Source organism: Exiguobacterium sp. s121 (assembly GCF_018617245.1).
In the GTDB taxonomy this organism is placed as follows: domain Bacteria; phylum Bacillota; class Bacilli; order Exiguobacteriales; family Exiguobacteriaceae; genus Exiguobacterium; species Exiguobacterium profundum.
Genome location: NZ_JACSJV010000001.1, coordinates 1,213,144 through 1,239,681, shown reverse-complemented (window position 1 = coordinate 1,239,681; position 26,538 = coordinate 1,213,144). Strand labels below are relative to the sequence as shown.

Sequence of the window (26,538 nt, the reverse complement as noted above, 5' to 3'; positions counted from 1 at the left end):
CGATTAACCACTCGATTGAGATACAATCACGCAATTCATGTACATTGCGTGAAATATCTATTTCACGCAATAATACATACGAGATAAGAGCGTTTTTTGAATCCGTTTTTCGGACATTTATATAAATTTGTTCATTGTTTCGTTATACTAAAAGAAAGGAGGTGTGCGATGGGAACAACCTATGAAACTCGTCGAGGAACACTATATAATGAACGTATTACTTTTTACGGCAACGTTATCGCCTGGTTGGTTCACTTCCTATTTTGCATCTTGTTTTATCGTCTGGATTTGACTCTCTTATTCCTATCAAATGGCTTGAGTGTGATCTACTACACGATTTCATTCTATTTTGTACATAAAAGGTGGTACGGAATTTTCTTTGCCGGACTTTTTATCGAAGTCGTTTACAACGCCGTCATCTCGACTGTTATACTCGGCTGGGAGATCAACATGCATTATTTTATCCTCATGATGGCATACGGTGTCTTTTTCATGCCAAGCGTATCAAGAGGCCAACGCATCTTGACCACGGCCATCGCGATGCTGATTTATAGCCTTCTATTCATCTATGTATCTGACGGCATCGAGACCTTACCGATACAGATAGAACAAGCGCTCGGACTCTTTTGTATCCTATCGACCGTGATGATGATTGCAGGGCTCTCCTTTATCTTTGAGTCAGCCGTTGTCGAAGTGACAGATGAACTCGAACAATCTAATGAGCGGTTGCAAATTCTCGCCTCGACGGATGGATTGACCGGACTATTGAACCGAAAAGTCGGGCATGAACAGGTTTCCAAAGCAATCGACAAAGCCGCTCATGAAGGCGTTCCATACGCACTCGTCCTCGGTGACATTGATCGATTCAAATCATTTAACGAGACTTACGGACATGATTGTGGGGACCGGGTGCTACAACAAGTCGCCAGCATCCTATCCGACGTCGACGGCATTGTAGTCCGATGGGGAGGCGAGGAATTCCTGATTTTCTTTTCGAGTCCATGCGATAACTTCCTTACAATCACCGAACAATTGAGACAGCAAATCGAGTCGATTCCTCTCTATTACGCAGGAGAACGTCTTCATGTCACAATGACATTCGGACTTGCGGTTCGTGTTGGTCACGATACGGTCGAAGAGATCGTCAAAGAAGCGGACAACTTCCTTCGTGAAGGGAAGCGTAGCGGAAAGAATCAAGTGAGAACTACATGAAGAAAGGAGCATTCTATGAGTATTTTCCGTCAACTTGGACAGCGGCAGACACCGACGACGACGAAACGCTTCGAGTTGAACGGGTTGCACCGACTACCCGCATTCATCCAACAGTTTTTTCATCATTTAGCAGCGAAGCATTATTCCAAACAGACGGCCCAGCGCTATGTGTATGACGTTTTAGATTTCTTTCGTTGGGTCGAGCACGTGAGTGGAACGGAGTTAGAACCTGAAACGATTGACTTGCCATCATTCACAGAGATTGACTATGCCGGAGCAGAAGCGTATGCGACTTATCTTGCCCTCGAGCTCGAAAACGCTCCGAGCGTCATCAATCGGAAGCTTTCAACGTTACAGTCACTCTTCAATTACTTAATCGAGACCAATCAGGCAACGGTGAATCCTTTTCAAACCGTAGAACGTCCGAAACGCGGCAAACGGAACCCCGTCTATTTGACGGAATCGGAGTGGCTCGACTTCTCGACGCTCGTACGTAGCAACGTCGGCATGACGAATCGCGAGGCGAGTTGGTACGAAATGAATCGCGCGCGAGACTTTTTAATCATACAGTTACTTGGACTGACAGGAATGCGCGTATCCGAGCTTGTCGGACTCAATTGGTCCGATATAAACCTTGAGACCGGAACGATTCGGGTCATCGGTAAAGGCAATAAGGAACGCTTGATCCCCATCGCAGGACCACTTCTTCCGCTCCTCACTGAGTATCGCCACACGTCGAGCGAAGGGGCGGTGTTCCAAAATGAGAAGGGACAACGAATCGCTGTACGGACGGTTCAGCATATGTTGAAAGGGCATATTGACCGCTTAAAGCCTTACTTGCCGTTCTTGAGCCATAAACAGGTAACGCCACATAAGCTCCGTCACACGTTCGCTTCGCGTCTCGCCATGGGGGGCGTCGATGTGCTCACGATTCAACAGCTTCTCGGGCATGAATCTGTGGCAACGACACAAGTCTATGCCCATATCGGAGATGAACGGAAAAAACACGCAATATCAGGTTTACAATAATATGTTATGTAAACTATATATCCAAATATAACCACCACCTATATAATGGGTAGTGGTTATATTTATGTGCTGGACATTGACAAAATCAAAATGGCATCATCGATGACCATAAAATAGGCATTGTCATAAGTGAGACGTTCTTCCGATTCTAAATCGAAAATCACGACCCCGCTCGTAAGTCCTTCCGTATATTCATGGACGAGATAGCGGCGACCGATGACGCGTTCGAACGGTTCCACGTCGATATAACGCGCACCGGTTGCGAGGTCAATGACTTCTGAGTGCATATCCGTCTCATCAACTTTGATGAAAATCGTCGAACTTATATCGTCGTAAGTGAAATCAATCGGTTCATAAGCACCCCAATCGACGACCGATACTTCATGCAAGACATCGGGAGCCGTCAAATCATAGATGACTTCCTTATTTAACGAGTCAACAAAAGCGGAGAATCGAAGCGTCCCTTCATTTTCTCCGAGATATTGGACCGTGTCCCCTTCCCCTTGTAGACGAAGGACATCATCGAATGGCAATTCGTCCCGATGATCCCATATCGCCTCGACCGCCTCTTCAAGTGGGCAAATCAATAATGCCTCGGAATGGTCAATCGGGTCGTCAGGAGAGATGCGCCCATCATCGAGTGCATTATAATAGTCAAACTCATCGAGTCTTGCGTTACAGACGATGTATGGAACACCGGCGAATGTGGTCGTAAACAAATATAATTCTCGGAATCGTTCCGTCTTACCGACGAGGCGCTCATCTCGGATACGCTCCCGTTGATTGGTCACCCGGTCATAAAGCCATGCTTCATCCGATGATTCAAACACCGTCAAAAAGAGGAAGTAACGATGATCCAATACCCAGAACAATGTGCTATTCCCACGCTTCTCAAACGTCGTGACAACTTCTTCGGTGCCTGACTTGTAAGAGAAGGCAATCAATTCTGTCTTGACTACCCCTTCACCGTCTGGAACCTCATTTATAAAGTAGACGATGTCTCCATCGACGAAAAGCTTGGGATAACCATAATCCGCGTACTCCCTTCGGTTCAATTGTGTGATCACACCGTCCTCTTCGTCAAAGCGATAGAGCGAGAATGTCGTTCGATCCATCTTCTCGCGATAGTAGACAGAGGAAGGGGTAATGGCGATCACATCTTCATGATCGATTGGCATGGCTCGTGCGTCAACGATTCTCATAAAGCACCTCTCTCTTGTCCGGATTCAGCGGGTTCGACTGTAACAAGCCCAGGTGGTCGTTTCGGGAACGTGATACGAAGATGAGCATATTCAATCACATCCTGATGCGGATGATTCTTGTCGATCCAGCGAATCCGTTGTTGATTCGCGAGAGCATGTCCAATCTTTTCTTCCATTTGGAATTTGGAGATGTCACGAAACGCGACTTCTTGAATGTACGTCTCTTCATCGGTCTCAAACTGTTGCCAGATCCCCATGATCAATTGACCGAGGGCTGAGACACGCCGTTCAGGGAGCGTGATTGTCCCTAGTGTTCGACTCACTTCCTTCAGACACTCGTTCGGGTCGTCCGAGGCGGCAAATAGTCGTTTTGCCGTATTGTTCATGACGCGATAGCGACGTTTCCCACTTTCGAGCCTGAGCACCTGCGCGTACGGTTCAACCGGTACACCATGAAAAAAGGTTTCGGTCCCACCCCATGCGAATCCAAACGACGGATCGAACTTCCGGATTGTCTGCATGAAGGACATCATAAAGTCCTCGACTTCTCGCCTTTCGAGTCGAAGCCATTCGGCCAGGGCGAGGGTTCCTTTCTCTTTCGAAATCCGATCCACCGGGAAGAAGAGCTCACCATCCGATAGACGATGAGGTTTCAATTCGACACCGTCCGCACGATAATCGGTCGACGGCCTCCCCCCTCTCCCTGCGTATATAACCCACTCATCCTCTGTGCTTTCGATGGCATAGGCTTGATGTGCCCATGGCGGCGTCACGTATAAGGCTGGATACTCTTCAAAGGTGTCAAGGTGAATGTACGACCGGTCATTCCAAAGGTGGGCGACGAGACGCACGACCTCCCCTGTCTCCGAATCTTTCGGAGCGATGTAATTTCCCGTATCCCCGATAAACGTCAAGATATGAAAACCATATCCGTTATAAAGGTGACGCACAATCCGTTCAAAGACGGCGGTCACCATGCGTTCAAATAACGGATGGTCTTCATTCCGATCGAGCGTTGGCGAATCGACCGTACACATGAGCCAACCCATCCGCTCATATAAACGGACTCGGAGCGGATAAGAGATCAATGGAGAAGAACTCGCAAGAATCTCAGTCAAGCGGATATTGGACATGTTTTCGACTTGCAAGGTGAAGCCGCTACGCCTTAACTGTTCCTCCATCTTTTTCTTCCAGTTGATCGTCTCCATCCCATCCACTCACTTTCTTTCATCATCTCATTGTGAATTTTTCCCGATTCTCGTTTTACACAAACGCTTTTCGCTTCATTTGCGCGCTCAGCCGATGAATCGCCTCGTCCAACAGTTCACGACGAGTCCCGATATTCATCCGTTCGAACGCTTCACCTTGAGGACCGAACGGACCACCCGGTGACAAGAAGATCCGAACCTCATGATGAAGCCATGACTTCCGCTCCTCGGCAGACATCGGTAACTCCGAGAAATCGAGCCAAAGCAGATAACTCGCTTCCGGACGGGTCGTATGGAGCATCGGAAGGTTTGATTCGATGGAATCGATCACGTCATTCATTTGTTGCTCCAATTCTTCTCGCAACTGGTCGAGCCAACGTTCCGCGCGGTTATCGGTATACGCGGCGATGATAGCCGTGTTCGCGAACGGTGTCGGGAGCACATGATGTTTGTTCTGTACTTTCGTGATTTGCTTCCGCCACTCATCGACCGGACAAATGATGTAGGACGCAAATAATCCGGCGATGTTAAATGCTTTTGAGGGCGCACTTACCGTGATGATACGCGAGTCGAGTGTGCCGATTGCGGTATGTTTATGAGACGGGAATGTCAAATCTGCATGAATCTCGTCAGCGACGACAATCACCTCATATTGATCCGCGAGTGCTACGACCTTTTCTAGTTCCGCTCTCGTCCAGACACGCCCAACTGGATTATGTGGGGAACAGAGTAGGAAGAGTTTCGCTTGTTTCATCGCTTCCTCGAGTGCGACAAAATCCATCTCGTAGCGCTCGTCAATTTTTTTCAACGGGGCATCGAACACTTGTCGCTTGGAACCGACAACGAGTTCGTGGAATGGTGGATAGACAGGTGACTGGATGACGACGCCATCTCCGACTTCAGTCAACGCCTCGACGATATGCGTCAACGCAGGCACGACACCGCTAGAGAATAACACATGGTTCGGGTCAACAATTAAATCGTGACGTCGGCCGTACCAATCGCTCACCGCTGTTTGCGCTTCAGCTGCGAACAATGTATACCCGAATTCCCCTTGAGCGGCTTTTATAGCGAGCGCCTCGGAGATGGACGGTGCAGTACGGATGTCGATATCCGCTACCCATAGCGGTAACACATCTTCTGACAAATGGAACCATCGCTCCAACCCATCCCACTTCACTGAATTCGTACCTTTACGTTCAAGTTGTTGTTGTAAAATTGATTTCATGTTCATCCCTCCTACTCTTACTGTATCAAAGTTGATTCGACTACGTGCCAAAAAAAGCATGGCAGTTTTTTGCCGACTTCGTTATACTCTATCGAGATAAGAAAGGAGGCACATCAATGCGTGTTACCGTCATTCGAAACAAACGAAGAAAAAGAGCTGCCTTTTATGTCACACCGGAAGGAATCGAACTCCGAGTCCCGGCTCGATTGCCAAAACGTCTCGTCGACCGCGCACTAGAAGAGCACGACACATGGATTCGTGAGACGTTGCAGAATCTTCCTCAACAGATGTCCGTTCTTGATCGCGGACTTGTGCTTCACGGAGAGCATTACCCGGTCAGAAGAGACAGCGGGCGGACGCTTCGGCATGACGGCACGTCTTTTTGGGTTCCGGAAGCATGGGACGACGCTACACTCTGGAAACAGTATGAGATTTGGCTTCGTGAACGTGCCTTACACTATGCGATCGAGCGGGCACCAATTTATGAAAAGATCTTAGGCGTTAAAGCGAAAAAGATTCGTATCGGTCACCAAAAGACACGCTGGGGATCATGTAGTTCGAACGGAACCATCTCCATCAATGTCCGCCTCATGCTGGCGCCAAAAGAGATGATGGACTACGTCATCGCCCACGAATGGGTGCATCTCGTTCACTTCGATCACTCCCCTTCTTTTTGGAGAACTTTACAAACGATCTATCCGAACACCGCTACAGCGAAAGATTGGTTGAAACGACAAGGACATACGTTACGACTCAAAAAAACCGACTGACCCCGTGTAAGGTCAATCGGTTCACAGGTTGGATGTAAATGTGTCGGCCGTATCATGTAGCTCGGCTGCTGCCTGCTCGAACGTATGGAATCGCTCCATCGTCTGTTCCATCGTTTTTGCACTTAACTGAATCTCTTGATTGGACGCAGTGACACCTTCTACAATTTTCCGAAGCTCGACGTTCATCCCTTCCGTGTTCGAGTTGACGTCGATGACCGCACGTTCAACCATACGAGAGAGGTTGCGGACCTCAGTCGCAACCACATTAAATCCAAGCCCGTGTTCACCTGCTCGTGCCGCTTCGATGGCAGCATTCAGGGACAACAGATTCGTTTGTGCGGCAATCTCTTTGATCGACGAGGCAATTTTCGCGATGTCATCGGCTTGACGACGCAAGTTCTGAAGGGCATGGAGGTTGTCCGCGGCATCTTTCGCAAGCTTTTCAATCGTTTCATTCAATACTTTCGTATCTTGCATGCCTGTCTTCGCCCGTTCATCGAGCACATCGGTCATCGATTTAAAGCGATACGCATAATCCTCAATCACTTGTTGCCGTGCGGTGATGTCCGATGCAATCTTGACGACACCGACGACATCATCTCCTTCAAAAATCGGCATATACGTCGCCTCGAGCCAAATGGTTTCCCCTTTTGCATTCTCGCGCTCCACTTTATCCGAGAAACTGAAACCATTCCATAATTTCTCCCAAAATGCCGAATACTCTGGACTATTGACAAAGGAAGAAGGGCAGAACAAGTGATGCTGCATGCCAATCATCTCCTCGCGTCTGTATTTCATTGCTTTCGCGAACGTGTCGTTCACATCGACGACCCGGCGTTGACGGTCGAATCGAATCATCGCCATATTCATTTCAATGGATTGAAAAACGTCCTCAGATTGAATTCCTTTTTGGTTCAAAGTACTCATTATAGATAGCAACCTTTCTTATTCCTAGGATGTTCGTACTAAATCGTGAATTTCAGTGTAACGTATCCCATAACATACCATTACTCTCTTTTTATACAGAAGGTCAATATCTTGGTTTTGAAGTATTTACCAAATGAAAAGACGCCGAGGGGCGCCCTTCACTCATCTAAATCTGGGAAATAGGAGAAGAACGTTTCCGCCCCTGCACTGCTCAGTTTGAACGTTTGATCGCGTGATTCATCCGTCACATAGACATCTACTTTTTTAGACCGTTTCTTGAAGCTTAACTGAAACTCTTGCCCTTTCCATCCCTCGATGATGGTGAGAAGGGGATAGTCCCCCACTTCTCCAGCTCGATCCACTGGTTCTGCCTCCTCAAATGCGTTCATCAAATCAGACATGTCGGTGCCAGCTGCACGCAATGTATCCGGATAATTCAATGTGGCCTCCGCATCTAAAGGTTTTTTATGGAGAAAGAAAAACGGACCTCGCGGAACGGAAGGATTTGCAATGAGTCCTGCTTCAGTGGATTCTTTAATGGACTCATTCGTGGCAAACTCGCCCTTCGTGTACGTCAAGCTGACTTCTTCTTTCACACGCTTTCCATTTTTCATGTATGAGAATATGTAAAGCGGTGTCTTAACCCCCGGCTCTAATGTATCCGTCTGGAGGACCCGTTCGACTTGTAATCCTTCGAACTGGATGGGGACATGTGCGCCGTCTTTCTCATCCCATACAAGGAAAGGTTGAATAGATGTCGTACCGTTCGTAGTTTCGAAGTAAAAGTGAGCGGCTTTCAATTTGTCATTATATCCGAGTGCAATCTTTGCGGTTCCCATTTGCGCATTATATGGTTCAATGGTCGAGACGGGAAAGATTCCTTCCTGTTCACCTACTGTCAATGCAATCGCGCCATTCAAAGGAGAGGTCAAATGAATCATCGTGTCTTCGAACAGGTTGATGGGCATCCCAAGGTACTCGGATGGGTCACTCTGTTCTGCGACGTGTTCTTCCTCTTTCGTACCCGCTTTCATCTTCGGGACGCTCGGGACTTTGATACCCGCTGATAAATCGAGGAAGTCCGGTAGTTCATCAATCTTCCCTAATTTCATGTTGGAATAGTCTCCATCATAGCAAATGGTGTAGTTTTCTTTTCCTTTCAAGAAAGTCACCAATTTATATGAGCTCGGATCATAATCTGATATCATGACTTTCCGATTCACCGCATATGAATTGAAAACCGTTACATCCCCTTCAATCTGTGTAATCGGCTCGCCTGAGCATGCATCGAGGATGTGCGTCGTCCATGTCTCCGATTCGGCATCCATCTGATTCGAATACAAATCGCCCACGTTCCATTGCTCAGGCATATAGTCTAGCTGCACGACATCCATTTTTTCACTACCACAACCCGATAAAATCCCGACTGCGCTTAACATCAATAGCATTCGTTTCATCATGACCCTTTCACCTCCGGAAATACATCCAAGAACCGTTCCGCTCCTTTGCTTGATAATTTAAATGTTTGATCGCGAAGTGGATCCGTCAGATAAACATCGATTTTTTGAGATCGTTCCTTGAAACTTAACTGAAATTCTTGACCACCCCAACCATCGACGATCGAAAGACGCGAATAGTCAGTCACATCTCCAGCACGTTTGACAGGTGTAGCATCCTTGATTACAGCCATCAAATCAGATATGTCGTTCCCTTCAGCTCGTAGCACGTCCGGGTACTGGACATCGATTGCTCCGTTTAAAGGTTTCTCATGAACGAAAACGAATGGATCAGTTTCGCCAGCAGGATTTGATTCGCTTGCGTTGCGGACAGCATCATTTGTCGAAAATTCACCATTCAAGTAAGTTAGACTGATCACTTCATTCACACGTTTCCCACCTTCAACGAAGGAGAACGTATAAAGAGGCGTCTTAACACCAGGTTCGAGAATGTCCCCCTGTAATGCCTGTTCTACTCGTAGTCCTTCGAATTGAATCGGCTCGTGTTTATGCTCTTTTTCATTCCACACGACTAAAGGAAGCATGGTCGTCAATCCATCATTTTTCTCATAGTAAAAATACGCTTCTTTCGATTGTTCGTCATACCCAAGCGCGATTCCCACTTCTTCCGATTGGGCACTAAATGGCTCCAAATGTGAAATGGGGAACAGTCCTTGTTGATCTCCAATCGATAAATCAATCTGGCCATATAATGAGGGTGTCACATGAATCATCGTCCCTTCGAGGAGACGGATGGGAGCAGGATAGAAATGACCTTCGTCTTTCTGTTCCATTTCTTTCAATTCTTCATGTGTACCCGAGCGAATCGTTGGCGTACTCAAGATGTCGGTCCCTTCTTCCGTATGAACGAAGTAAGGGAATTCATCTATCTCTTCCGCCCTGATTTGTTCAGAAGCACTGTCATAGCAAACAGCGTATGGTTGATTTCCTTCCATATACATCACGATTTTATGTGCATCATCGAATTTTCGATTCAATTCATACGAGCGATAGACGGTGACGTCCTCTTCGATTCGTGAAATTGCATTCCCGGAACACGTATCGAGTAAATCAGGAGTCCACTTCACCGACTTGGCATCCATATGACCTGATTGAAGATTTTTCACATTCCAATGCTCCGATATGTGATCTAGCTTTACGACATCCATCTGTTCATCATCACAACCTGTCATCAAACCAATACAGCAAATGAATATAAGGATTCGCTTCATAATGTTTCCCTTAGGCGCGGAAATATGTCTAAGAACGATTCCGCTCCTTCGCTCGATAATTTAAATGTTTGATCGCGGAGCGGGTCCGTTAAATAGATATCAATTTTTTTCGAACGTTTTTGATAGCTGATTTCGAACACTTGACCCTTCCAACCGTCTGTTAAAGTCAAATATCGATATTCTGAATCTTCTCCGCGGCGATCGACGGGGTCTGCCTCATTGATGATGTCGAACAATTCTTTCGCTTCCTCTTTCGTGGCCTCACTATACTCTGCGAATTCCATCGCCCCTCCATCGTATGGTTTGCGATGGACGATGACCCTTGGCCCGGCTTCTTCAACAGGCAACCAATCCTCAAACATCGGATCCGGTTCTTCTCCTTCTTTTAAAAACAAGCCAGGAGCGAATCGAATCGTCATCGTTTCGGTCACATGTTTCCCGTTTTTCAGATACGAGAAAGTATAGAGCGGAGTTTCCTCTTCTTCGTTCAGTTCACGAGCTGTCGCGACAGTCTTGATCTCTAACTCGGAAAAGACGGTATTCTCTTTTGACTCCGGGTCCTCTAACTCATCAAACTCAATCGGTTGAGGCATGAAAAATTGACCGTCAAACGAGTAAAGAATATATGGACGAAACGTCTTGTTATCATATCCGATGGCAATCTGTTGATTCGGCATCTCAAATCCTCGGGGCTCGAACTGCGCAATTGGATAACGGATCACCTTGCCACCGAGTTTCATTTCAAGTTCGCCGTAGAGCGCCGGTTCGATTTCCAGTAACGTATGCGGGAACGAGGTGATGGAATTCCCGTCAAAATCCAATCCTTCTGCTTCCACCAACTTGTCTTGTAACGCAGAAGATGTCTGATGAATACGAGGGAGTCGTGGAAGTCGAATTCCGTCACTTGTATTCACAAAGTCTGGAAACGAGTCAATCGCTTCCGCCATCAGTTGATTGGTGTAGCTTTCACGACATACGGCATACCGTTCGTCACCTTCTAAGTACGTCACGACTTTCATTGTATATGGGGTCATGGCTGAAACAGGCTCGGTTCTCCCTGCAATCGCCGTTTGATATACCGTGATGTCACCCTTTAATTCGGTTGCACGCTCCCCTTCGCATGCAGCCAATACTTCTTTTGACTCATGAACTTTAATCATCTCTCCTTCTTTTGAATAGCTTTCCACGTTCCATTGATCCTCTATGTAATCTAGTTGAATGACTTCTATATTAGATGCCCCACAAGCGCTTAAAAATGAAGCACTAAGTAACATCATGATTCCTCTTTTGTACAAAATATCCCCTCCTATAATCTCATCATCCAATTTTACCATTATCTAACTATCCTATACGAAAAAAATCCGCTCACGTTTCATGAGCGGATGGTAGAACAATCATTTACTTTGGTCGATGGCACGTTGCAATCGGGACTCGACGTCTAACGCAACGGCTTGTAACGATTCGTCATCGATGAGGCGAATTAATTCAGTCGGTCTCGGCATACCAATTTGGGTATGGTCGTCTTTTTCGAACACCGCGATTTTGCATGGAAGGAAGTAGCCTCCTTCTAACTGTTGCGACAGCACTTCTTTTGCCGCCTTCGGATTGCATACTTCTAAGATACGATACTTCCCATCAATCCCCTCTCCCTTTTTCTCGAGCGTCTCACTCAAATCAAAGTCCCACAGCACCCCGAATGATTCTTCTTTCAATGCTTCTCCGAGACGAATGACAACATCATCCACGGTACGGTCAGATTGTACGGTATAGTCAAACATCTTCATTCCTCCTTATCTGGTTACTCATGAAATCTGTACCCGAACGAAGTCATGCTCAATCAAAAAGAAACTGTATGTGATTTGAAACATAATCACGCACTCGAACGTATAAAAGGAGATAATAGTTAGAACCAAACTGATGTAAAGGAGAAGTGGTTGTCGTGACGGTCACGGTATTCACGCATACGAGCTGCAGTTCTTCCAGAAAAACGATTGATTGGTTACGGGAACAAAAGATTCCCTTCATCGAAAAGAAATTGACAGACCAAGGTTTATCCTTCGGAGAATTCAAAGAGATGTTGAGCCTGACGGAAAATGGGACGACGGACTTGTTGTCGGTCCAAAAGAGTGTCTATAAACAAGCGGCAGAGAAACTAGATGAGATGTCGATTCGTGAGCTATATAGCTTCGTCGCCTCGAATCCTCAAATCCTGAAAAGTCCGATCGTCTTCGACCATCATCGCATCCAGGTCGGTTTCAGTGAAAAAGAGATTCGGACGTTCATCCCGAGACATGACCGCATCGCTGAACTGAAACGTCTGCTCCATAACGCATAAATCGTGTCGCTTTCGCGACACGATTCTTTTTATGCCTTTTTCAATTTTGCCGCCAGTCGATTCCCGAAGGATTGGATGGACTGAACGAGGAGGATGAGGACGAAAATGGTCACGTACATGACTTCCGGTTCGAAACGAAGGTGTCCGTATTGATAGGCGATGTCCCCCAGTCCACCTGCCCCGACGAGTCCCGCCATCGCCGTCGCTCCAATCAACCCGATCGTCGCAATCGTCAATCCGAGAACGATAGAAGAACGTGCTTCACGGATTAACACATACCAGATGATTTTTCTCGTCGAGATGCCCATCGCTTCATACGCCTCGATGACCCCGCGGTCGACTTCGAGTAGTGCCGACTCCATGAGTCGCGCAATATACGGGGCGGTGAAGACGATCAAGGGGAGCAAGACGCCCTGCACGCCGATTGTCGTCCCCATGATGAACCGTGTGAACGGTAAGATGAAGAACAACAGAATGATGAACGGGATGGAACGGATGACGTTGATAACGCTCGATAAGCCACCATAGACGAATCGGTTTGCGAGTCTGCCATTCGGTCTCGTCAAAACGAGCAACGTCCCGAGCGGCAATCCGATCAAGGTCGAGATCAAAAGCGCGATGCTCGTCATCGTCAACGTTTGAACCGTTCCTGTCCAGATTAAGTCACCCCAGTCTGTCCAAAACTGTTGCATGGTTTGACACCTCCCTCACATGTACGCCGCTCGTCTTCAAATAACGGACGGCGAGTTCCGTTTGATCATGATCCCCGTCAAGATGGACGAGCAAGTTTCCGACAAGCCCCGCCTTTAACTTCTTGATTCCGCCTCCGATGATGTTCGGTAGGATGCCGAACCGCTTGGTCAATTGTGCCAGGACTGCTTGTTCTGTCTGACTGCCGATGAACGACAAGTGGACGAGCGTTCCCCGAGTCTGGAGTTCCGAGACGACTTCTTCCGGCACGTCGAGGTTTGTCTTAAGAAACTTCTGGGTCGTCTCGTGTGACGGATTGGAGAAGACGTCTAGTACGTGTCCTTGTTCAACGATTTGGCCACGATCGATGACGGCGACCCGGTCACAGATTCGTTCGATGACTTCCATCTCATGTGTGATCAAGAAAATCGTCAATCCGAGCTCGCGATTGATTTCGAGCAGTAACTCTAAAATCGACTCGGTCGTCTCAGGGTCGAGTGCACTTGTCGCTTCATCACTAAGGAGAATATCAGGCTCGTGGGCGAGCGCTCGCGCAATGGCGACACGTTGTTTCTGTCCACCCGACAATTGTTCAGGGTAATGGTTCCGATGTTCGCTCAGTCCGACGATTTGGAGATAGCGGTCGACCCGTTCACGGATGACCTGCTTCCCCAGACCTTCGAGACGAAGCGGGATGGCGACATTCTCTTCGACGGTCGCAGTCTTCAGCAAGTTGTAGTGCTGAAAGATCATACCGATTCGCTGGCGTAACGTCGACAACCCTTTCTTTTTGAGGAGCGTGATATCTTGTCCCTCAATCTCGACAACCCCTGATGTCGGACGCTCCAAAAGATTGATCATCCGGATGAGCGTACTCTTACCGGCACCACTTCGTCCGATGATTCCGAAAATTTCTCCTCTCTCAATCGTGAGGGAGACATCATCGAGTGCCGTGATTGTGTCTCCGTTGACCTTGAACTCCTTGGTGATTTGTTTCAGTTCAATCATAAGACCCCTCCTTAAAACGCCGGCACGACCGAACCATTGAATTCTTCTTCGATGAAGGCACGTACTTCCTCTGAATGATAGTAAGACTCGAGCGTCTTCACGACTTCATCTTCTTTATTGGCTGAACGGACGACGACATAGTTCGGATACGGGTTATCGACCGTATCTTCATGGAAGAGGGCATCTTCATTAATGGATAGACCCGCTCCCATCGCGAAGTTCGTGTTGATAGCTGCGAGTGCCACTTCCGGGAGTTGCGTCGGCAGTTGGGATGCTTCGAGTTCAATAAATTCGAGGTTGAGCGGATTCTCAGCAATGTCGCGCTTCGTTGCTTTATCCGTCAATCCTTCTTTTAATGTGATGAGCCCAGCCGTTTCATATAGTCGTAACGCACGGAGCTCATTCGCCGGGTCGTTCGGGACGGCCACTTTATCACCTTCCTTTAAGTCCTTGATATCCGTCAATTTCTCTGAATAGAGCCCCATCGGGAAAGCGACCGTCTTGAAGACGTCGTCAATCTTATACCCCTTGTCCGCTTTTTGCAGTTCGAGGAACGAGAGCGTCTGATAGCTGTTCACGTCGAGACTCCCTTCATCGAGAGCCGTGTTCGGCGTGTTGTAATCGTTGAATACTTTGATGTCGATTTCAAGCCCATCTTCTTTTGCGAGCTCCTGTACTTTCTCGGCGATCTGTTCGTGTGGTCCACCAGTGACGCCGATCGTCAGCTCTTTCGTGCTGAGCGTCTCGCTCGCCTCGGATTGTCCGCACGCTGAGAGTGCGATGGCCGCAAGGATAGATGTACCTGCCAAAATGGTTTTTTGTTTGATGTTCATGAATGATTCCTCCTCCAAATGAAAAGCCCGCTACTCAAAAAGAGCGGCGGGCACGACACGTGAAAGTCGGACACGCTCATCTCCCAGACGTCTCGTCTGTTGGAATTAGCACCATGATCATTTCTGATCTGGTTGCCGGGTTTCATCGGGCCAGTCCCTCCACCACTCTTGATAAGCAATCGGTTCTATTATTTTGTTATTATATTACTGATAAAAGAATTATTTGTAAACTGTTTCTTGAAGATTTCTTAAAATTTCTTTTAATTGCTCGGTATCTTCGACCTTGTGAATGCCTTGAATCGTCATTTCTTCGACGACATAATCGACCAACTCATCGATTTGGTCAAAGCGAATCCCAAGTTGTTCAAGTGACGTCGGAGCGGCGATGGCGTGTAGCCAATTCTCGAGGAATGAGGCGTCTTCGGATGAAGCCAATCGTTCTTGAACGATCAGCCCAAAGCCTACTTTATCCCCGTGCAACCAGTGATGCGTCGAATCAAAACGACTGAGCGCATTATGCACCGCATGGGCGACGGCGACACGAGTGCCGGCATCGCCGAACCCACCGACGGCACCTCCAATGGCGAGGACATGATCGACGATAGATCGGATGTCCGTGTCATAACGGCGGAAGTCATCTTCACGAATGGACAAATCCATCAACGCTCCACACTGTGCCGCAAGCGAAAGCCCCGACTGAATCCCTGCGTCCCTTGATGTTGTTCCGCTAATATATCGGGCTTCGAACCACTTCGCGACCGTATCAATCACACCGGCTCTGAAATAGTCATAAGGTGAGTCGCGTAACAATCGTTCATCCACGATGACGCGCTCGATGACGACGGGGAACGTATCATATCGTAAATATGTACCGTCTTCTCCATAGATCACGCTGAGCGGGGTGAAGGCGGCACAGTTTGACACAAGTGTCGGAACGACGATGAGCGGGACCGACTGGGTAAATGCAATCCGCTTCGCCGTATCAATCAATTTACCGCCACCGACGGCAATCCATACGTCAGGTCGATACGCTTTTAATCGTTTGAGTTCTTCGTCTGAACATTCCCCGTTGAATCGTACACTCGGAACTTCTGCTAGACGAGGGGACACGCGAACCGCTTCATCGTATCCGTTAATTCCTTTCAAAACGAGTGCCTCCCGATTCCCAATCAAAAGATAAAGTTTATTGAGTGCATCGTTCGAATGGTCGTATTCCAGCACCGCTTGTCGAATCATTGATGGACCTCCTCGTAGGCTGCAAACAGTCTTTCAATCCGTTCTACCGCTTCATCAATCTTCTGTTCAGATGATACGAGGCCAAACCGGATGTGGTGCTCCCCCTCCGTTCCAAAGAAGTAGCCAGGTGTGACGGCGACGCCCGCCTCATGTAGTAACTTCGTCGAGAATGATTTTGCATCGCCTTCAGGCACTCTCGCCCATACGAAGAAAGAACCTTTTGGTGCCTCAATCTCCCACCCTGCCCGGCGTAACCCGTCAATCAATCGGTTTCGTCTTGTTTCGTAAAGCGAGGCTAGGTCGTCACGTATGTCACGCGGGGATTCTAACGCCACGATGGCTGCCTCTTGAATGGCAGAGAACACAGAGACGTGGACATGATCTTGGTACGTATTGATCGCCTCGATGATATCTGCATTTCCGACTGCGAACGCGACACGCCATCCCGACATGTTGAACGCCTTCGACATCGTATACACCTCAATCCCGATTTCTTTTGCCCCGTCTGCTTGGAGAAAACTTGGCGGGACATGCCCATCAAAGCCAATACTTCCATAGGCGAAATCGTGTACGACCATCAGATCATGGTTTGTGGCGAATTTAACCGTCTCCTCAAAGAAGGCTGGCGTCGCGACAGCGCCGGTCGGATTGCTCGGGTAGTTCAAATACATGAGTCGTGCATGAAGCGGATCGAGCGTGGTGTAATCCGGGAGATAGCCGTGCTCTTCCTTCAACGTCAAATCGATGATGTCCGCTCCGGCGAGACGCGCTCCCGAGATATAATCGGGATAGCCAGGGTTCGGGAGCAAGATGCCTTCACCCGGCTCAAGAAGACACTGAGGCAACGTGATGAGACCCGATTTGCTGCCAATCAAAATCGCCACTTCTCGCGCCGGGTCGAGGTCGACTCCGTATTCACGTTGATAGAATGCGGCCACAGCTTCTTTTAGTCGAGCCTGTCCCCGGAATGGTCCGTATTGATGGGTCGTCGGGTCGGTCAATGCTCGTTCCAGTGCCTCACAGATCGGAGCTGGTGTCGGTAAGTCGGGTGTGCCTTGTCCGAGTCGGATGACAGTCTTGCCACTCGCCTCGACTGCCGCGACTTCTTCTGCTAATCCGACAAAGTGTTGTGTCGGTAACGATTTTAATAACTTGGAACGTCTGTCTGCCATGATGGGTCCTCCTAATACGAAAAAACACCCCTTTCTGAGGAAAGGGGTGCTCGATACAGACGTATGTAGTCAACCACCTTTCCATCTCTCAAGGTCACCTTGCTGGAATTAGCACAGTATTTTGCAATCTGTTGCTGAAGCTTCATCGGGCCAGTCCCTCCGCTTCTCTTGATAGAAAGTGTCATTCGCTATGTAATTTTTGTATGTCCCTAAGTTAACCAGACATTCCCAACGGTGTCAAACATTTTTTTCAAAGAGAACATCTATTGAATCCTTTTCAAAAAACATTCATAGTAAAAGAGTAGAAAAATTATATTTGTATGAGGGGATAGAGCATTGGAGCTTAATCGTCAACTTATTTGGAAACTGAGTGTAATCGGACTGATCTTGCTCGTCTTATGGCGTGTCATCAGTGAACCGGATACCATCTCACGTGTCTTACAATACACGTTTCAGTTACTGACCCCTATCATCATGGGGATCGCCATCGCCTTGTTACTCAACACCGTACTCTCTTATATTGAAGAACGGTTCCACTTGAAGCGGTATCAAGGACTACTCATCGTCTATATCACGTTCATCGGCATCTTGGCGATTTCGGTCGTCACGTTGTTCCCGCGGATTTACTCGAGTCTGTCATCACTCATTAATGAGTTACCGGTTTATATCCGTCAAATCGACGTGTTTTTAGGTGAAGTGAACAATTACTTGAAAGACTATAACGCGACGATCGCCCAAGCGATTGATTTTGCGCGCTTCGAGGATCGTTACTCTGGATGGGTCGAGACGGCCGTCCTCTCTTCCGTTAGTTATGTCTCTAGTTTTACAATGACATTGATCAACTTCTTGATTGGGATTGTCATCTCCATCTATTTGTTAAAGGACAAAGAAGTCTTCGCTCGTATGTTCAAGCGTCTTCTCTATGCGCTATTACCCGTCGGCACTGCGAAGACGACAATCGATATCTTTCAAGAGATGGATTATATCTTTAAGCGATATATCATTGGGAAGTCGCTCGACTGTCTGATTATTGGAGTGCTAGCAGTCATCGGACTCTTGATCATCGGGGCCCCATATGCCCTACTTCTCGGAGTCATCGTCGGCGTCTTAAACTTCATCCCATATGTCGGACCGCTACTCGGGATGATCCCAGCGTTTATCATCACCTATTTCTATGATCCGTTCACCGCCGTATTGGTACTCTTGTTCATCTTCTTGTTACAGCAGTTTGACGGATTGTGGCTCGGACCGAAGATTCTCGGAGATAGTGTCGGCATCACACCATTTTGGGTCATCACATCGATTATCATCGGAGGAAGCCTGTTCGGCCTCATCGGGATGTTCGTGAGCGTGCCGATCACGGCCATGATTCAAGTCGTCTTGTCTCGCCTCATCGATTATCGACTGAACCGAAAAAATCTAAACGAATTACTTTGATTCACCTCATAAATTTGTTGACACATTGAGGAAATGTGTCATACAGTTGAGGAGAAGAACACAATTAACAGAAAGGAGAGGTTCCCATGTCAGTAGTATCTTCGAAACCATTCACTCAAGTTCATACTGATTGGCAGGCACCTCTTCGATTGATTCATATCTAAGACGCCTGCCTATCGAGGCATGCATAAACAACGTGGGACGTCGTATGCCTTCATGCATATGACGTCCCTTTTGTGTCTAAAATTAAATAAAGCAGGTGACCTGTATGTTTCAATCACTCAAGCGGCTCGACCGCAACATTTGGATTCGTTTTTTAGGGGAAACGATTACGGGAATTATGATGTTCATGATTGCCCCATTCCTTGTTCTCTACTATAGTGACCAGTTAGATAGCTACCTTCAAGTCGGAATCATCATGGCGACTGGCCCAATCATGGCGCTCCTCGGTTCGATGATCGGAGGACGGCTAGCAGACCTGTATGGCCGAAAACCAATCATGATGATCGCAATCATTGGGGACGCACTTGCCCTCATCGGATTTGCGTTCGCCGACTCGTTCTGGCCGCTTCTTTTATTGAACGCCATGCTCGGACTGACGAACTCGCTCTTCCACCCTGCCGCAAGCGCGATGGTCGCCGATGTCACAGAGCCAGAGCATATGAACGAAGCGTTCGGACTTTTACGGATGGGACATAACATCGGCGCTGCATTCGGTCCACTTCTTGGTAGTGCGGTGCTGTTCATCGACCGCGAGCTCATCTTCTTTGCGGCGGCATTCGTCTTTGGACTATATGCGATTGCGCTCGGCACGTTCATACATGAGTCGTTGCCCGAGTTTACGGAAGATGAGACTCCAAGCAACCGGGAAGTGTTGCGCGTCTTTTATAACGATCGCGTGTTTCTCGTCTTCATCTTTGCGGGTATATTCATATCAATGGGATTCTCCGTCGTCGAGAGCATGCTACCACTCTTTTTAAAAGAATCGCTCCCGACGTATACCGCACAACAGAACCCATTCCCGTATCTGTTAGCACTGAATGGAATCATGGTAGTTCTTTTCCAGTTCCCGATTGCTTCAAAACTCGGGAACAAGCCGTTCGGTAAGGTCATGTTAGTAGGAGCGACCGTATTTGGTATCGGTATGATCTTGCTTGCGATTGTGCCTAGAGCCTTGTTCGCACTCGATACCCCTTACGTGCCACTCGTCGGGATCTTACTCGCCGTATATGCGTTTTATACGTTAGGTGAGATGATCATGTCCCCTGTTCAGCAGACATTCATCGCCTTGATCGCACCGGAGAATATGCGTGGTGCCTATAACGGTGCAGCGAGTATCCAATGGCTGATCGGCGGTGTCACGGCACCAATCATCGCAAGTGTCTTTTTTGACAATCGTGCCGGACACATCGCTTTGATCCTCATCGGTGGAGCGAGTTGTTTATCAGGCATCATCTATTGGCAGCTCGGACGTCATGTCCAAGCGACGGAAGCAAAGCAAAAGACGGCTTAACCGCTCATTGACCACACTCTCTGATTTCGGAAGTGTGGTCTTTTCATTCTTTTCATCTTTATTAAAATTTGAAATTATCATTCAATTCACTTTACAATCATAATAATCCTTTTTATGATAAAACGGTTAAGGAGGGATCTTTCATGGAAAGGATCGATAAACAGACAATCGTGGACAGTGTTCCACAAAAAGGCTTCTTCGGACAACCGAAAGGGTTGTTCACTTTATTCTTCACTGAGTTTTGGGAACGTTTCTCGTACTATGGCATGCGGGCCATCCTCGTATTCTATATGTACTATGAAGTTTCTGAGGGAGGACTCGGTCTAGACCGAAACGTCGCACTCTCAATCATGTCCGTCTATGGCGCGCTCGTTTATATGTCTGGGGTCATTGGGGGATGGCTTGCAGACCGGATTTTCGGGACGTCTCGCGCGGTATTCTACGGTGGTGTGTTCATCATGCTCGGACACATCGTCCTCTCGATTCCAGGTAGTGTCGTCTTCTTGTTCATCTCGATGGCGTTGATCGTCATTGGTACCGGATTATTGAAACCAAACGTATCAAGTATCGTCGGAGACATGTACAGCGAGACGGATCGCCGTCGTGACGCTGGATTCAGTATCTTCTACATGGGTATCAACTTGGGTGCGTTCATTTCACCACTCATCGTCGGTCAAGTACAAAAAGACTATGGATTCCACTGGGGCTTTGCGCTCGCGGCAATCGGGATGTTCGTTGGACTCGTCGTCTTCGTATTGACACGAAAAACGAACCTCGGCTTAGCTGGTTCGTATGTACCGAATCCGTTGACGCCTGATGAGAAAAAGAAAACGATAAAAATCGTCAGCATTGTCACCATCGGAATTGCCATTTTGCTTGCAATTTTGATTCCACTCGGATGGTTCACGATCAATACGTTCATCTCACTCGTCGGGGTGTTCGGTATTGCGATCCCGACGATTTACTTCATCATCATGTATCGCAGTCCGAAAACGACTGAGGTCGAGCGCTCGCGAATCATCGCCTACATTCCGCTCTTCATCGCCTCCGTCATGTTCTGGGCGATTCAAGAGCAGGGTGCAACGATTTTGGCGAGCTATGCTGATACACGGACTGACTTAGAGTTCTTTGGATTCACGTTGTCACCAGCATGGTTCCAATCACTGAACCCACTGTTCATCATCTTACTGGCGCCGGTCTTCGCTTGGTTATGGGTCCGACTTGGTGACCGCGAACCGAGCATTCCGACGAAGTTTGCTTTCGGGATCTTGTTTGCGGGGATCAGTTTCTTGGTCATCCTGCTCCCTGCATACTTCAGTGGTCCGGATGCCCTCGTCAGCCCACTCTGGCTCGTCTTAAGTTATTTCATCGTCGTTCTCGGAGAACTAAGTTTGTCACCGGTCGGGTTGTCGGCTACGACTAAACTCGCACCAGCTGCATTCTCCGCTCAAACGATGTCGCTCTGGTTCTTATCGAACGCTGCGGCGCAAGGGATCAACGCACAGCTGGTCAAGTTCTACACACCTGAGAACGAGATGCTCTACTTCGGCGTGATTGGTGGCGTCGCCATCATCTTAAGCTTGATTCTGTTCGCACTTGCACCGAAAATCAAAGTGTATATGCGTGGTATCCATTAATCATCTAAAACGCCAGCCGATTCAATCGGCTGGCGTCATTTTTATTTTCGCACTTGAATGAGCGACAAGTAGCGATCGATCATATTGTGGTTAAAGTAGTCATGGAAGTTGTCTTGTTTCAGTGACTGAATCGATTCATGGAATGTCGCAGGCAGCGATGCGATTCCTTGGCTCTCGATTTGCTTCGCTGAATACTCGAACAAGTCGTCCTCGTTTGGAGAAGACGGAACGAGCTGTTGCTCGATTCCTTCAAGTCCGGCATAAATGAGCGCGGCAAGTGCCAAATATGGGTTCGCACTCGGATCAGGGTTTCGGACCTCTACACGAGTCGCACTTCCACGGGAAGCCGGAATTCGAATCATCGAACTGCGGTTCGATGGGCTCCAGCATATATTTACAGGTGCCTCGAATCCAGGAACGAGACGCTCGTATGATTCAGGTAGTGGATTCGTGAAGATTGCTGTGGCACGGGCATGCTTCAAGATTCCCTCGATGAAATGACGTGCCGTTTTCGACAATCCGTAATCCGCATCGACTTCGTCGAACGCGTTGGTCGTCGGATTTCCGGACTCATCATTCTTCCAGACAGAGATGTTCAAGTGCATTCCAGAACCGTTCACATCACGCAACGGTTTCGGCAAGAAGGAGACCGATGCCCCTTTCTCCTTCGCCGCAATCTTGACGATTTCTTTGAAGAACTGAATGTTATCCGCTGTATGGAGTGCGTCATCATACTTGATGCCGATTTCATGTTGCGCAGGGGCGACCTCATGGTGCACTGCCTCAATGTTGAACCCGACACCGCTGAGACGGTTTGCGATGTGCTGTCGCACTTCATATCCTTTATCCTCTGAACGTGTCGAGAAATATCCGGCCTCGTCATAAAATTCCCCGTTCTCGTCAAAGATGAAGAATTCTGGCTCTGCCCCGACGAATACCGAGTAGCCATCACGTGCTGCACGTTCGAGTGCATCCTTCAATACATTACGTGGGTCGTATTCATATCGCTCTCCCTCCGGAGTACATACGTCACAGAAGAATGCCAAAATATTTTCCTCGCCGTCTTGCTCATACCGTGGACGATCTAAATCCGGTCTCAAGAATAAGTCTGAGTTTTTGATGGAAGAGAACCCGTTGATTGAAGAACCGTCAAACATCGTTTTTCCCTCAAAGACTTCAGGCAACAATTTTGCCGAAAGCGTCAAGAGTTTTAAATCACCGAGAACATCTGAGAAATATAGATGGATTTGGGTGATGTTTTTCTCTTGTACCGTTTTCTCAATATCTTGTTGCTTCTTTTTTGCGTCATCCTTGTCTGTTCCGAATAGATTTGCCATGATTCGTTAAAACCTCACTTCAATGGATTTGACAGGCAAGCTGTCTTTACGCACCGTTCGTACGCTTCTCTATAGTTCATAACCGAGTTCGATTTTTTCTAAACATGGAATTTCAGGAAAGGCAAAGTGGCTACGTGCGACAAGAGTTGATATGATGGGTAAAGAATGTCACAGAGAGGGAGAACGCGATTGTATATTTTTATGACTGGTGGAACCGGATTTTTAGGAGGGCGACTCGCCAAAGAATTGATTCAACGGGGGCATCGCGTCTGTATGTTGGCGCGAACACCGGATAAGGTACAGGCACAATTCACCGCTGAAGAACAAAAGTCGATTGAAGTGTTACCAGGCGACTTGACGTCACATGCGCTCGGGGCCAATGAAGAGTTCATCGAGACACATAAAGGGAAAATTGATTTATTTCTACACATGGCTGCACTCGTCAAATTCGATGAAGAATTACGTGATGAATTGTTCGAGACCAATTTAACCGGAACGAAAGAGGCCCTTCGATTAACTAAGTTAATTGACTGCCATCGCTTTTTCCATGTGAGTACGGCTTACACGCTCGGCGCTAAAGAAGTTGGCGGGGAAACACTGTACGGTGTGTCTCAGTCTTTTTTAAATCCTTATGAAGAGAGCAAGGCATACGCCGAGCAGGCGGTCTGGGAGTCACGGGATGAGCTTGACGTCTCAATCTTCCGACCGGCCATCATCGTCGGAGACTCGAAAACAGGAGAGGCTGACTCAAAATTTACGATGTACGGATATATGCGCGCGCTCGAGCTGTTCAAACGGAAACTGGAACGTCGTGGCCATGACTTCGAATCGATTCGATTGATCGGCTCTGCGACGGGCACTTCTAACCTTGTCCCTGTCGATTATGTAGCGGATGTACTACTCGCTGCCATCGAGCACGCGAAGGCGGGTACAATCTATAACGTGACGAACGATGCACCTCCAAAAAATGAAACAATGCTCGACTATATGAAAGAGTCCCTATCATTCCCGCATTTAACGATCACGGAAACGCCCACATCGACACTAAGCTCAGTCGAACAGTCGTTCAATGATATGGTAAAAGTATTTAATCCGTATTTGAATCGGGACATTAGATTCCGTGACGACAACACGAAACAATTGCTTCAGGATGCCGGATTCGCTCCGCTCCGTCTCGATCATCAATCGTTACGTCGCATCGTGAATGCCTATTACAAAGCAAAATAAAAAATGGACCGATTTTTCCGGTCCATTTTTTATTTATCGCAAACAAGTACGATTTTACCGCCTTTGATTTCACGTTCGAGTGAATCTACCATCTCTTTTGTGAGTCCAAGACTCTCCATCTGTTCCATGCGATCTTCTGAATTGCTCGTGAATTTCGAAAGCAACGACTCGAACATCCCTTTCTCTGGGATTCGGTATGGTTGTACACCAGCCTCTGCTGCCAATCGAACGGTCAATTCCTCATCTTTGGCGAACAAGTAGATGTGCTCGTTCACACATCCGCCTGACACCATCTCATTCACTTCATGGTCCACCGTCGTCATATCATTCACTACTCTTGTCTCTAACATGCCCCATCCTCCTAAACGTTCACAGTCATATAATTCACTGTTTTTGTTATTCCCGAAAAATGAGGTGATAAACATACAATCAATCCATTTCTTCGTTCGTGATCCATTCTTCGATGTCGAAATGTTGCACGATTCCCTCGATTCGATCGTACTCCCCTTCCCTTTGAGTCCTACCCTCTAATCGAGCGGTCACTACGAACTGGGAATCGACAGTGTGGATACGAGATATGCGATATCCGGCTTGTTGTAATAATCCAGCGATAATTTCGACTTTCTCTCTCTCACCTGAACGGAATGTATGCATCCATCCCACCTCTTTCTATTTCATTCCCTATACATGCTATCATATCGTTTCTGACGTGTGATGCTATACTATGGATAGAGAAAAGGAGTGAGTTCTGTGCCAAAACAAGACTTAAATACAATCATGCTTGAATATTTGAACGAGAAAGAAGATTATGAAGCGTTTGCCACAAAGCTGAAAGCGCTCCTCAGTGAATTGTTGACAGAAGCCGGCATCCAGTTCCATTCAATCGTCGCCCGTGCCAAAGAAGCGGACAGTCTATATGCCAAACTCTCACGCAAGCCTTATCAATATCGTTCCTTACGTGACGTACAAGACTTGGCCGGGATACGGATCGTGACATACTTTCATGACGACGTACGCGCCGTTGCGCAAATTTTAGAAGATGAATTCACCATCGACCGTGAACAGTCCATCGATAAGTCGACGTTGCTCGACTCCAATGAGTTCGGATATCTGTCTGTCCATTATGTCGTGGAATTAAGTGAAAAGCGACTTGCTCTCGGTGAATATCGCCGTTTTGCAGAAAAAGAGGCGGAAATTCAAGTCCGCTCGATCCTACAACACGCCTGGGCCGAGATTGAACACGACCTCGGTTACAAAAATCCGAATGCCGTTCCTCCTGAAATCAAAAGAAGTTTCAGCCGGGTCGCTGGTCTATTGGAGATTGCCGACTCCGAGTTCGTGAACATTCGAAAACAGTTGCGAACATTCGAACAAGAGACAGTCGAACAAATTCTTGACTCTCCTGAAAAAGTGGCCATTACCCGAGATAATCTCAACTATTATATTGCGAATGATCAAACGGTCGAGAAACTAGACAACGCGATCTTCCAGAGCGAATGGCTACTCGAGACGGATCTCTCTGCCATCGTCGAGTTGACGAGAATGTTCCATTACGCCGATATCCGTACGTTTAAAGATTTGAATGACACACTTTCGACTTACTATACTCAAGCCGTCCAATGCGCAACCTTGTTGCCATCTTCTCTGTTACCGAGACAAGGCATGGGTGTCGTCTATGCCGTTCTCGCTAAACTGTTAGCGGAAGGCGACGATCCGCAGATTGAATTTTTCTTTAGACGGTTCTATCCTGACTTGAAACATTATGAAGACATCATTCAGCAAATTCGAGCAAAAGACGAGCCCCTATAA

25 protein-coding genes and 2 riboswitches are annotated in these 26,538 nt (G+C 47.6%); of the genes, 9 read left to right on the top strand and 16 right to left on the bottom strand.

Annotated elements, in window-relative coordinates; translation table 11 throughout:
* Nucleotides 1-168 precede the first annotated feature (168 nt).
* Nucleotides 169-1,212 carry a GGDEF domain-containing protein gene (locus tag KOG47_RS06360; RefSeq protein ID WP_215243923.1) on the top strand — a complete coding sequence of 348 codons (1,044 nt, stop codon included), beginning with the start codon at nt 169-171 and terminating at the stop codon, nt 1,210-1,212.
* Nucleotides 1,213-1,227: 15 nt separating this feature from the next.
* Nucleotides 1,228-2,241 carry a tyrosine-type recombinase/integrase gene (locus KOG47_RS06355; protein ID WP_215243922.1) on the top strand — a complete coding sequence of 338 codons (1,014 nt, stop codon included), beginning with the start codon at nt 1,228-1,230 and terminating at the stop codon, nt 2,239-2,241.
* A gap of 62 nt (nt 2,242-2,303) precedes the next feature.
* On the opposite strand, the gene KOG47_RS06350 is transcribed toward KOG47_RS06355, so the two are convergent.
* The 3 genes from KOG47_RS06350 to KOG47_RS06340 are packed head-to-tail and all read right to left on the bottom strand — an operon-like array spanning nt 2,304 to nt 5,879.
* The gene (locus tag KOG47_RS06350) at nt 2,304-3,443 is read right to left on the bottom strand and encodes a hypothetical protein (protein ID WP_215243921.1); all 1,140 of its coding nucleotides are present in this window, start codon (nt 3,441-3,443) and stop codon (nt 2,304-2,306) included.
* The gene (locus KOG47_RS06345; protein ID WP_214690887.1) at nt 3,440-4,651 is read right to left on the bottom strand and encodes a hypothetical protein; all 1,212 of its coding nucleotides are present in this window, start codon (nt 4,649-4,651) and stop codon (nt 3,440-3,442) included. Before KOG47_RS06345 ends, KOG47_RS06350 begins: the two co-directional genes overlap by 4 nt.
* Before the next feature lie 55 nt (nt 4,652-4,706).
* Nucleotides 4,707-5,879: a MalY/PatB family protein gene (locus tag KOG47_RS06340; protein ID WP_215243920.1), complete on the bottom strand. Its 1,173-nt coding sequence runs from the start codon at nt 5,877-5,879 to the stop codon at nt 4,707-4,709.
* Between the two features lie 116 nt (nt 5,880-5,995).
* Here KOG47_RS06340 and KOG47_RS06335 point away from each other — a divergent pair, with 116 nt between their 5' ends.
* The gene (locus KOG47_RS06335; protein ID WP_215243919.1) at nt 5,996-6,649 is read left to right on the top strand and encodes a M48 family metallopeptidase; all 654 of its coding nucleotides are present in this window, start codon (nt 5,996-5,998) and stop codon (nt 6,647-6,649) included.
* Between the two features lie 21 nt (nt 6,650-6,670).
* Here the strand turns inward: KOG47_RS06335 and KOG47_RS14835 are convergent, their stop codons facing one another.
* The 5 genes from KOG47_RS14835 to KOG47_RS06310 all read right to left on the bottom strand — a co-directional run bounded on the left by KOG47_RS14835 (nt 6,671) and on the right by KOG47_RS06310 (nt 12,082).
* Nucleotides 6,671-7,576 carry a methyl-accepting chemotaxis protein gene (locus KOG47_RS14835; protein WP_215243918.1) on the bottom strand — a complete coding sequence of 302 codons (906 nt, stop codon included), beginning with the start codon at nt 7,574-7,576 and terminating at the stop codon, nt 6,671-6,673.
* Nucleotides 7,577-7,734: 158 nt separating this feature from the next.
* The gene (locus KOG47_RS06325) at nt 7,735-9,036 is read right to left on the bottom strand and encodes a hypothetical protein (RefSeq protein ID WP_215243917.1); all 1,302 of its coding nucleotides are present in this window, start codon (nt 9,034-9,036) and stop codon (nt 7,735-7,737) included.
* The gene (locus KOG47_RS06320; RefSeq protein WP_215243916.1) at nt 9,033-10,304 is read right to left on the bottom strand and encodes a hypothetical protein; all 1,272 of its coding nucleotides are present in this window, start codon (nt 10,302-10,304) and stop codon (nt 9,033-9,035) included. Before KOG47_RS06320 ends, KOG47_RS06325 begins: the two co-directional genes overlap by 4 nt.
* Nucleotides 10,301-11,599: a hypothetical protein gene (locus tag KOG47_RS06315; RefSeq protein ID WP_215243915.1), complete on the bottom strand. Its 1,299-nt coding sequence runs from the start codon at nt 11,597-11,599 to the stop codon at nt 10,301-10,303. Before KOG47_RS06315 ends, KOG47_RS06320 begins: the two co-directional genes overlap by 4 nt.
* Before the next feature lie 99 nt (nt 11,600-11,698).
* Nucleotides 11,699-12,082, bottom strand: a complete 384-nt coding sequence (locus tag KOG47_RS06310) for a DUF302 domain-containing protein (RefSeq protein ID WP_215243914.1) — start codon at nt 12,080-12,082, stop codon at nt 11,699-11,701.
* Nucleotides 12,083-12,243: 161 nt separating this feature from the next.
* Between KOG47_RS06310 and KOG47_RS06305 the strand changes: the two genes are divergently transcribed.
* Nucleotides 12,244-12,639 carry a Spx/MgsR family RNA polymerase-binding regulatory protein gene (locus tag KOG47_RS06305; protein ID WP_012726343.1) on the top strand — a complete coding sequence of 132 codons (396 nt, stop codon included), beginning with the start codon at nt 12,244-12,246 and terminating at the stop codon, nt 12,637-12,639.
* 29 nt (nt 12,640-12,668) lie between these two features.
* Here the strand turns inward: KOG47_RS06305 and KOG47_RS06300 are convergent, their stop codons facing one another.
* From KOG47_RS06300 to KOG47_RS06280, 5 genes are all read right to left on the bottom strand, one after another.
* Nucleotides 12,669-13,331 (bottom strand): methionine ABC transporter permease, encoded by a 663-nt coding sequence (locus tag KOG47_RS06300; protein WP_012726344.1) that lies wholly within the window; start codon nt 13,329-13,331, stop codon nt 12,669-12,671.
* Nucleotides 13,303-14,337 (bottom strand): methionine ABC transporter ATP-binding protein, encoded by a 1,035-nt coding sequence (locus KOG47_RS06295; protein WP_012726345.1) that lies wholly within the window; start codon nt 14,335-14,337, stop codon nt 13,303-13,305. The genes KOG47_RS06300 and KOG47_RS06295 overlap by 29 nt, the downstream gene beginning before the upstream one ends.
* A gap of 11 nt (nt 14,338-14,348) precedes the next feature.
* A complete protein-coding gene (locus KOG47_RS06290) occupies nt 14,349-15,170 on the bottom strand; it encodes a MetQ/NlpA family ABC transporter substrate-binding protein (protein WP_047795298.1) in 822 nt (273 codons plus the stop codon).
* A 73-nt stretch (nt 15,171-15,243) separates the two neighbouring features.
* Nucleotides 15,244-15,348, bottom strand: a riboswitch (SAM riboswitch).
* Between the two features lie 41 nt (nt 15,349-15,389).
* Nucleotides 15,390-16,406: an iron-containing alcohol dehydrogenase gene (locus KOG47_RS06285; protein WP_215243913.1), complete on the bottom strand. Its 1,017-nt coding sequence runs from the start codon at nt 16,404-16,406 to the stop codon at nt 15,390-15,392.
* Nucleotides 16,403-17,578 carry an aminotransferase class I/II-fold pyridoxal phosphate-dependent enzyme gene (locus KOG47_RS06280; RefSeq protein WP_211782801.1) on the bottom strand — a complete coding sequence of 392 codons (1,176 nt, stop codon included), beginning with the start codon at nt 17,576-17,578 and terminating at the stop codon, nt 16,403-16,405. Before KOG47_RS06280 ends, KOG47_RS06285 begins: the two co-directional genes overlap by 4 nt.
* Before the next feature lie 78 nt (nt 17,579-17,656).
* A riboswitch (SAM riboswitch) is annotated at nt 17,657-17,756 on the bottom strand.
* 158 nt (nt 17,757-17,914) lie between these two features.
* Between KOG47_RS06280 and KOG47_RS06275 the strand changes: the two genes are divergently transcribed.
* The 3 genes from KOG47_RS06275 to KOG47_RS06265 all read left to right on the top strand — a co-directional run bounded on the left by KOG47_RS06275 (nt 17,915) and on the right by KOG47_RS06265 (nt 22,165).
* Nucleotides 17,915-19,015: an AI-2E family transporter gene (locus tag KOG47_RS06275; RefSeq protein WP_012726349.1), complete on the top strand. Its 1,101-nt coding sequence runs from the start codon at nt 17,915-17,917 to the stop codon at nt 19,013-19,015.
* A 268-nt stretch (nt 19,016-19,283) separates the two neighbouring features.
* Nucleotides 19,284-20,528 carry an MDR family MFS transporter gene (locus KOG47_RS06270; RefSeq protein ID WP_215243912.1) on the top strand — a complete coding sequence of 415 codons (1,245 nt, stop codon included), beginning with the start codon at nt 19,284-19,286 and terminating at the stop codon, nt 20,526-20,528.
* Between the two features lie 143 nt (nt 20,529-20,671).
* Nucleotides 20,672-22,165, top strand: a complete 1,494-nt coding sequence (locus KOG47_RS06265) for a peptide MFS transporter (RefSeq protein WP_047795295.1) — start codon at nt 20,672-20,674, stop codon at nt 22,163-22,165.
* A 41-nt stretch (nt 22,166-22,206) separates the two neighbouring features.
* On the opposite strand, the gene KOG47_RS06260 is transcribed toward KOG47_RS06265, so the two are convergent.
* Nucleotides 22,207-23,502 (bottom strand): glutamine synthetase family protein, encoded by a 1,296-nt coding sequence (locus KOG47_RS06260; protein ID WP_047795294.1) that lies wholly within the window; start codon nt 23,500-23,502, stop codon nt 22,207-22,209.
* 189 nt (nt 23,503-23,691) lie between these two features.
* On the opposite strand from KOG47_RS06260, the gene KOG47_RS06255 reads away from it, so the two are divergent.
* Nucleotides 23,692-24,729, top strand: a complete 1,038-nt coding sequence (locus tag KOG47_RS06255; RefSeq protein WP_047795293.1) for an SDR family NAD(P)-dependent oxidoreductase — start codon at nt 23,692-23,694, stop codon at nt 24,727-24,729.
* 29 nt (nt 24,730-24,758) lie between these two features.
* Here the strand turns inward: KOG47_RS06255 and KOG47_RS06250 are convergent, their stop codons facing one another.
* Entirely contained in the window at nt 24,759-25,079 is a 321-nt protein-coding gene (locus tag KOG47_RS06250; RefSeq protein ID WP_031423645.1) for a YflT domain-containing protein, read from the bottom strand.
* A 79-nt stretch (nt 25,080-25,158) separates the two neighbouring features.
* The gene (locus KOG47_RS06245; protein WP_074036982.1) at nt 25,159-25,383 is read right to left on the bottom strand and encodes a hypothetical protein; all 225 of its coding nucleotides are present in this window, start codon (nt 25,381-25,383) and stop codon (nt 25,159-25,161) included.
* Nucleotides 25,384-25,479: 96 nt separating this feature from the next.
* On the opposite strand from KOG47_RS06245, the gene KOG47_RS06240 reads away from it, so the two are divergent.
* Nucleotides 25,480-26,538, top strand: coding sequence for a GTP pyrophosphokinase (locus KOG47_RS06240; RefSeq protein ID WP_240499823.1), 1,059 nt, complete (start codon nt 25,480-25,482; stop codon nt 26,536-26,538).

Coding starts and splice junctions, on each gene's coding strand:
- KOG47_RS06360 (WP_215243923.1), top strand. CDS start 169: ATGGGAACAACCTATGAAACTCGTCGAGGAACACTATATAATGAACGT.
- KOG47_RS06355 (WP_215243922.1), top strand. CDS start 1,228: ATGAGTATTTTCCGTCAACTTGGACAGCGGCAGACACCGACGACGACG.
- KOG47_RS06350 (WP_215243921.1), bottom strand. CDS start 3,443: ATGAGAATCGTTGACGCACGAGCCATGCCAATCGATCATGAAGATGTG.
- KOG47_RS06345 (WP_214690887.1), bottom strand. CDS start 4,651: ATGGAGACGATCAACTGGAAGAAAAAGATGGAGGAACAGTTAAGGCGT.
- KOG47_RS06340 (WP_215243920.1), bottom strand. CDS start 5,879: ATGAAATCAATTTTACAACAACAACTTGAACGTAAAGGTACGAATTCA.
- KOG47_RS06335 (WP_215243919.1), top strand. CDS start 5,996: ATGCGTGTTACCGTCATTCGAAACAAACGAAGAAAAAGAGCTGCCTTT.
- KOG47_RS14835 (WP_215243918.1), bottom strand. CDS start 7,576: ATGAGTACTTTGAACCAAAAAGGAATTCAATCTGAGGACGTTTTTCAA.
- KOG47_RS06325 (WP_215243917.1), bottom strand. CDS start 9,036: ATGATGAAACGAATGCTATTGATGTTAAGCGCAGTCGGGATTTTATCG.
- KOG47_RS06320 (WP_215243916.1), bottom strand. CDS start 10,304: ATGAAGCGAATCCTTATATTCATTTGCTGTATTGGTTTGATGACAGGT.
- KOG47_RS06310 (WP_215243914.1), bottom strand. CDS start 12,082: ATGTTTGACTATACCGTACAATCTGACCGTACCGTGGATGATGTTGTC.
- KOG47_RS06300 (WP_012726344.1), bottom strand. CDS start 13,331: ATGCAACAGTTTTGGACAGACTGGGGTGACTTAATCTGGACAGGAACG.
- KOG47_RS06295 (WP_012726345.1), bottom strand. CDS start 14,337: ATGATTGAACTGAAACAAATCACCAAGGAGTTCAAGGTCAACGGAGAC.
- KOG47_RS06290 (WP_047795298.1), bottom strand. CDS start 15,170: ATGAACATCAAACAAAAAACCATTTTGGCAGGTACATCTATCCTTGCG.
- KOG47_RS06285 (WP_215243913.1), bottom strand. CDS start 16,406: ATGATTCGACAAGCGGTGCTGGAATACGACCATTCGAACGATGCACTC.
- KOG47_RS06280 (WP_211782801.1), bottom strand. CDS start 17,578: ATGGCAGACAGACGTTCCAAGTTATTAAAATCGTTACCGACACAACAC.
- KOG47_RS06270 (WP_215243912.1), top strand. CDS start 19,284: ATGTTTCAATCACTCAAGCGGCTCGACCGCAACATTTGGATTCGTTTT.
- KOG47_RS06265 (WP_047795295.1), top strand. CDS start 20,672: ATGGAAAGGATCGATAAACAGACAATCGTGGACAGTGTTCCACAAAAA.
- KOG47_RS06260 (WP_047795294.1), bottom strand. CDS start 23,502: ATGGCAAATCTATTCGGAACAGACAAGGATGACGCAAAAAAGAAGCAA.
- KOG47_RS06250 (WP_031423645.1), bottom strand. CDS start 25,079: ATGTTAGAGACAAGAGTAGTGAATGATATGACGACGGTGGACCATGAA.
- KOG47_RS06245 (WP_074036982.1), bottom strand. CDS start 25,383: ATGCATACATTCCGTTCAGGTGAGAGAGAGAAAGTCGAAATTATCGCT.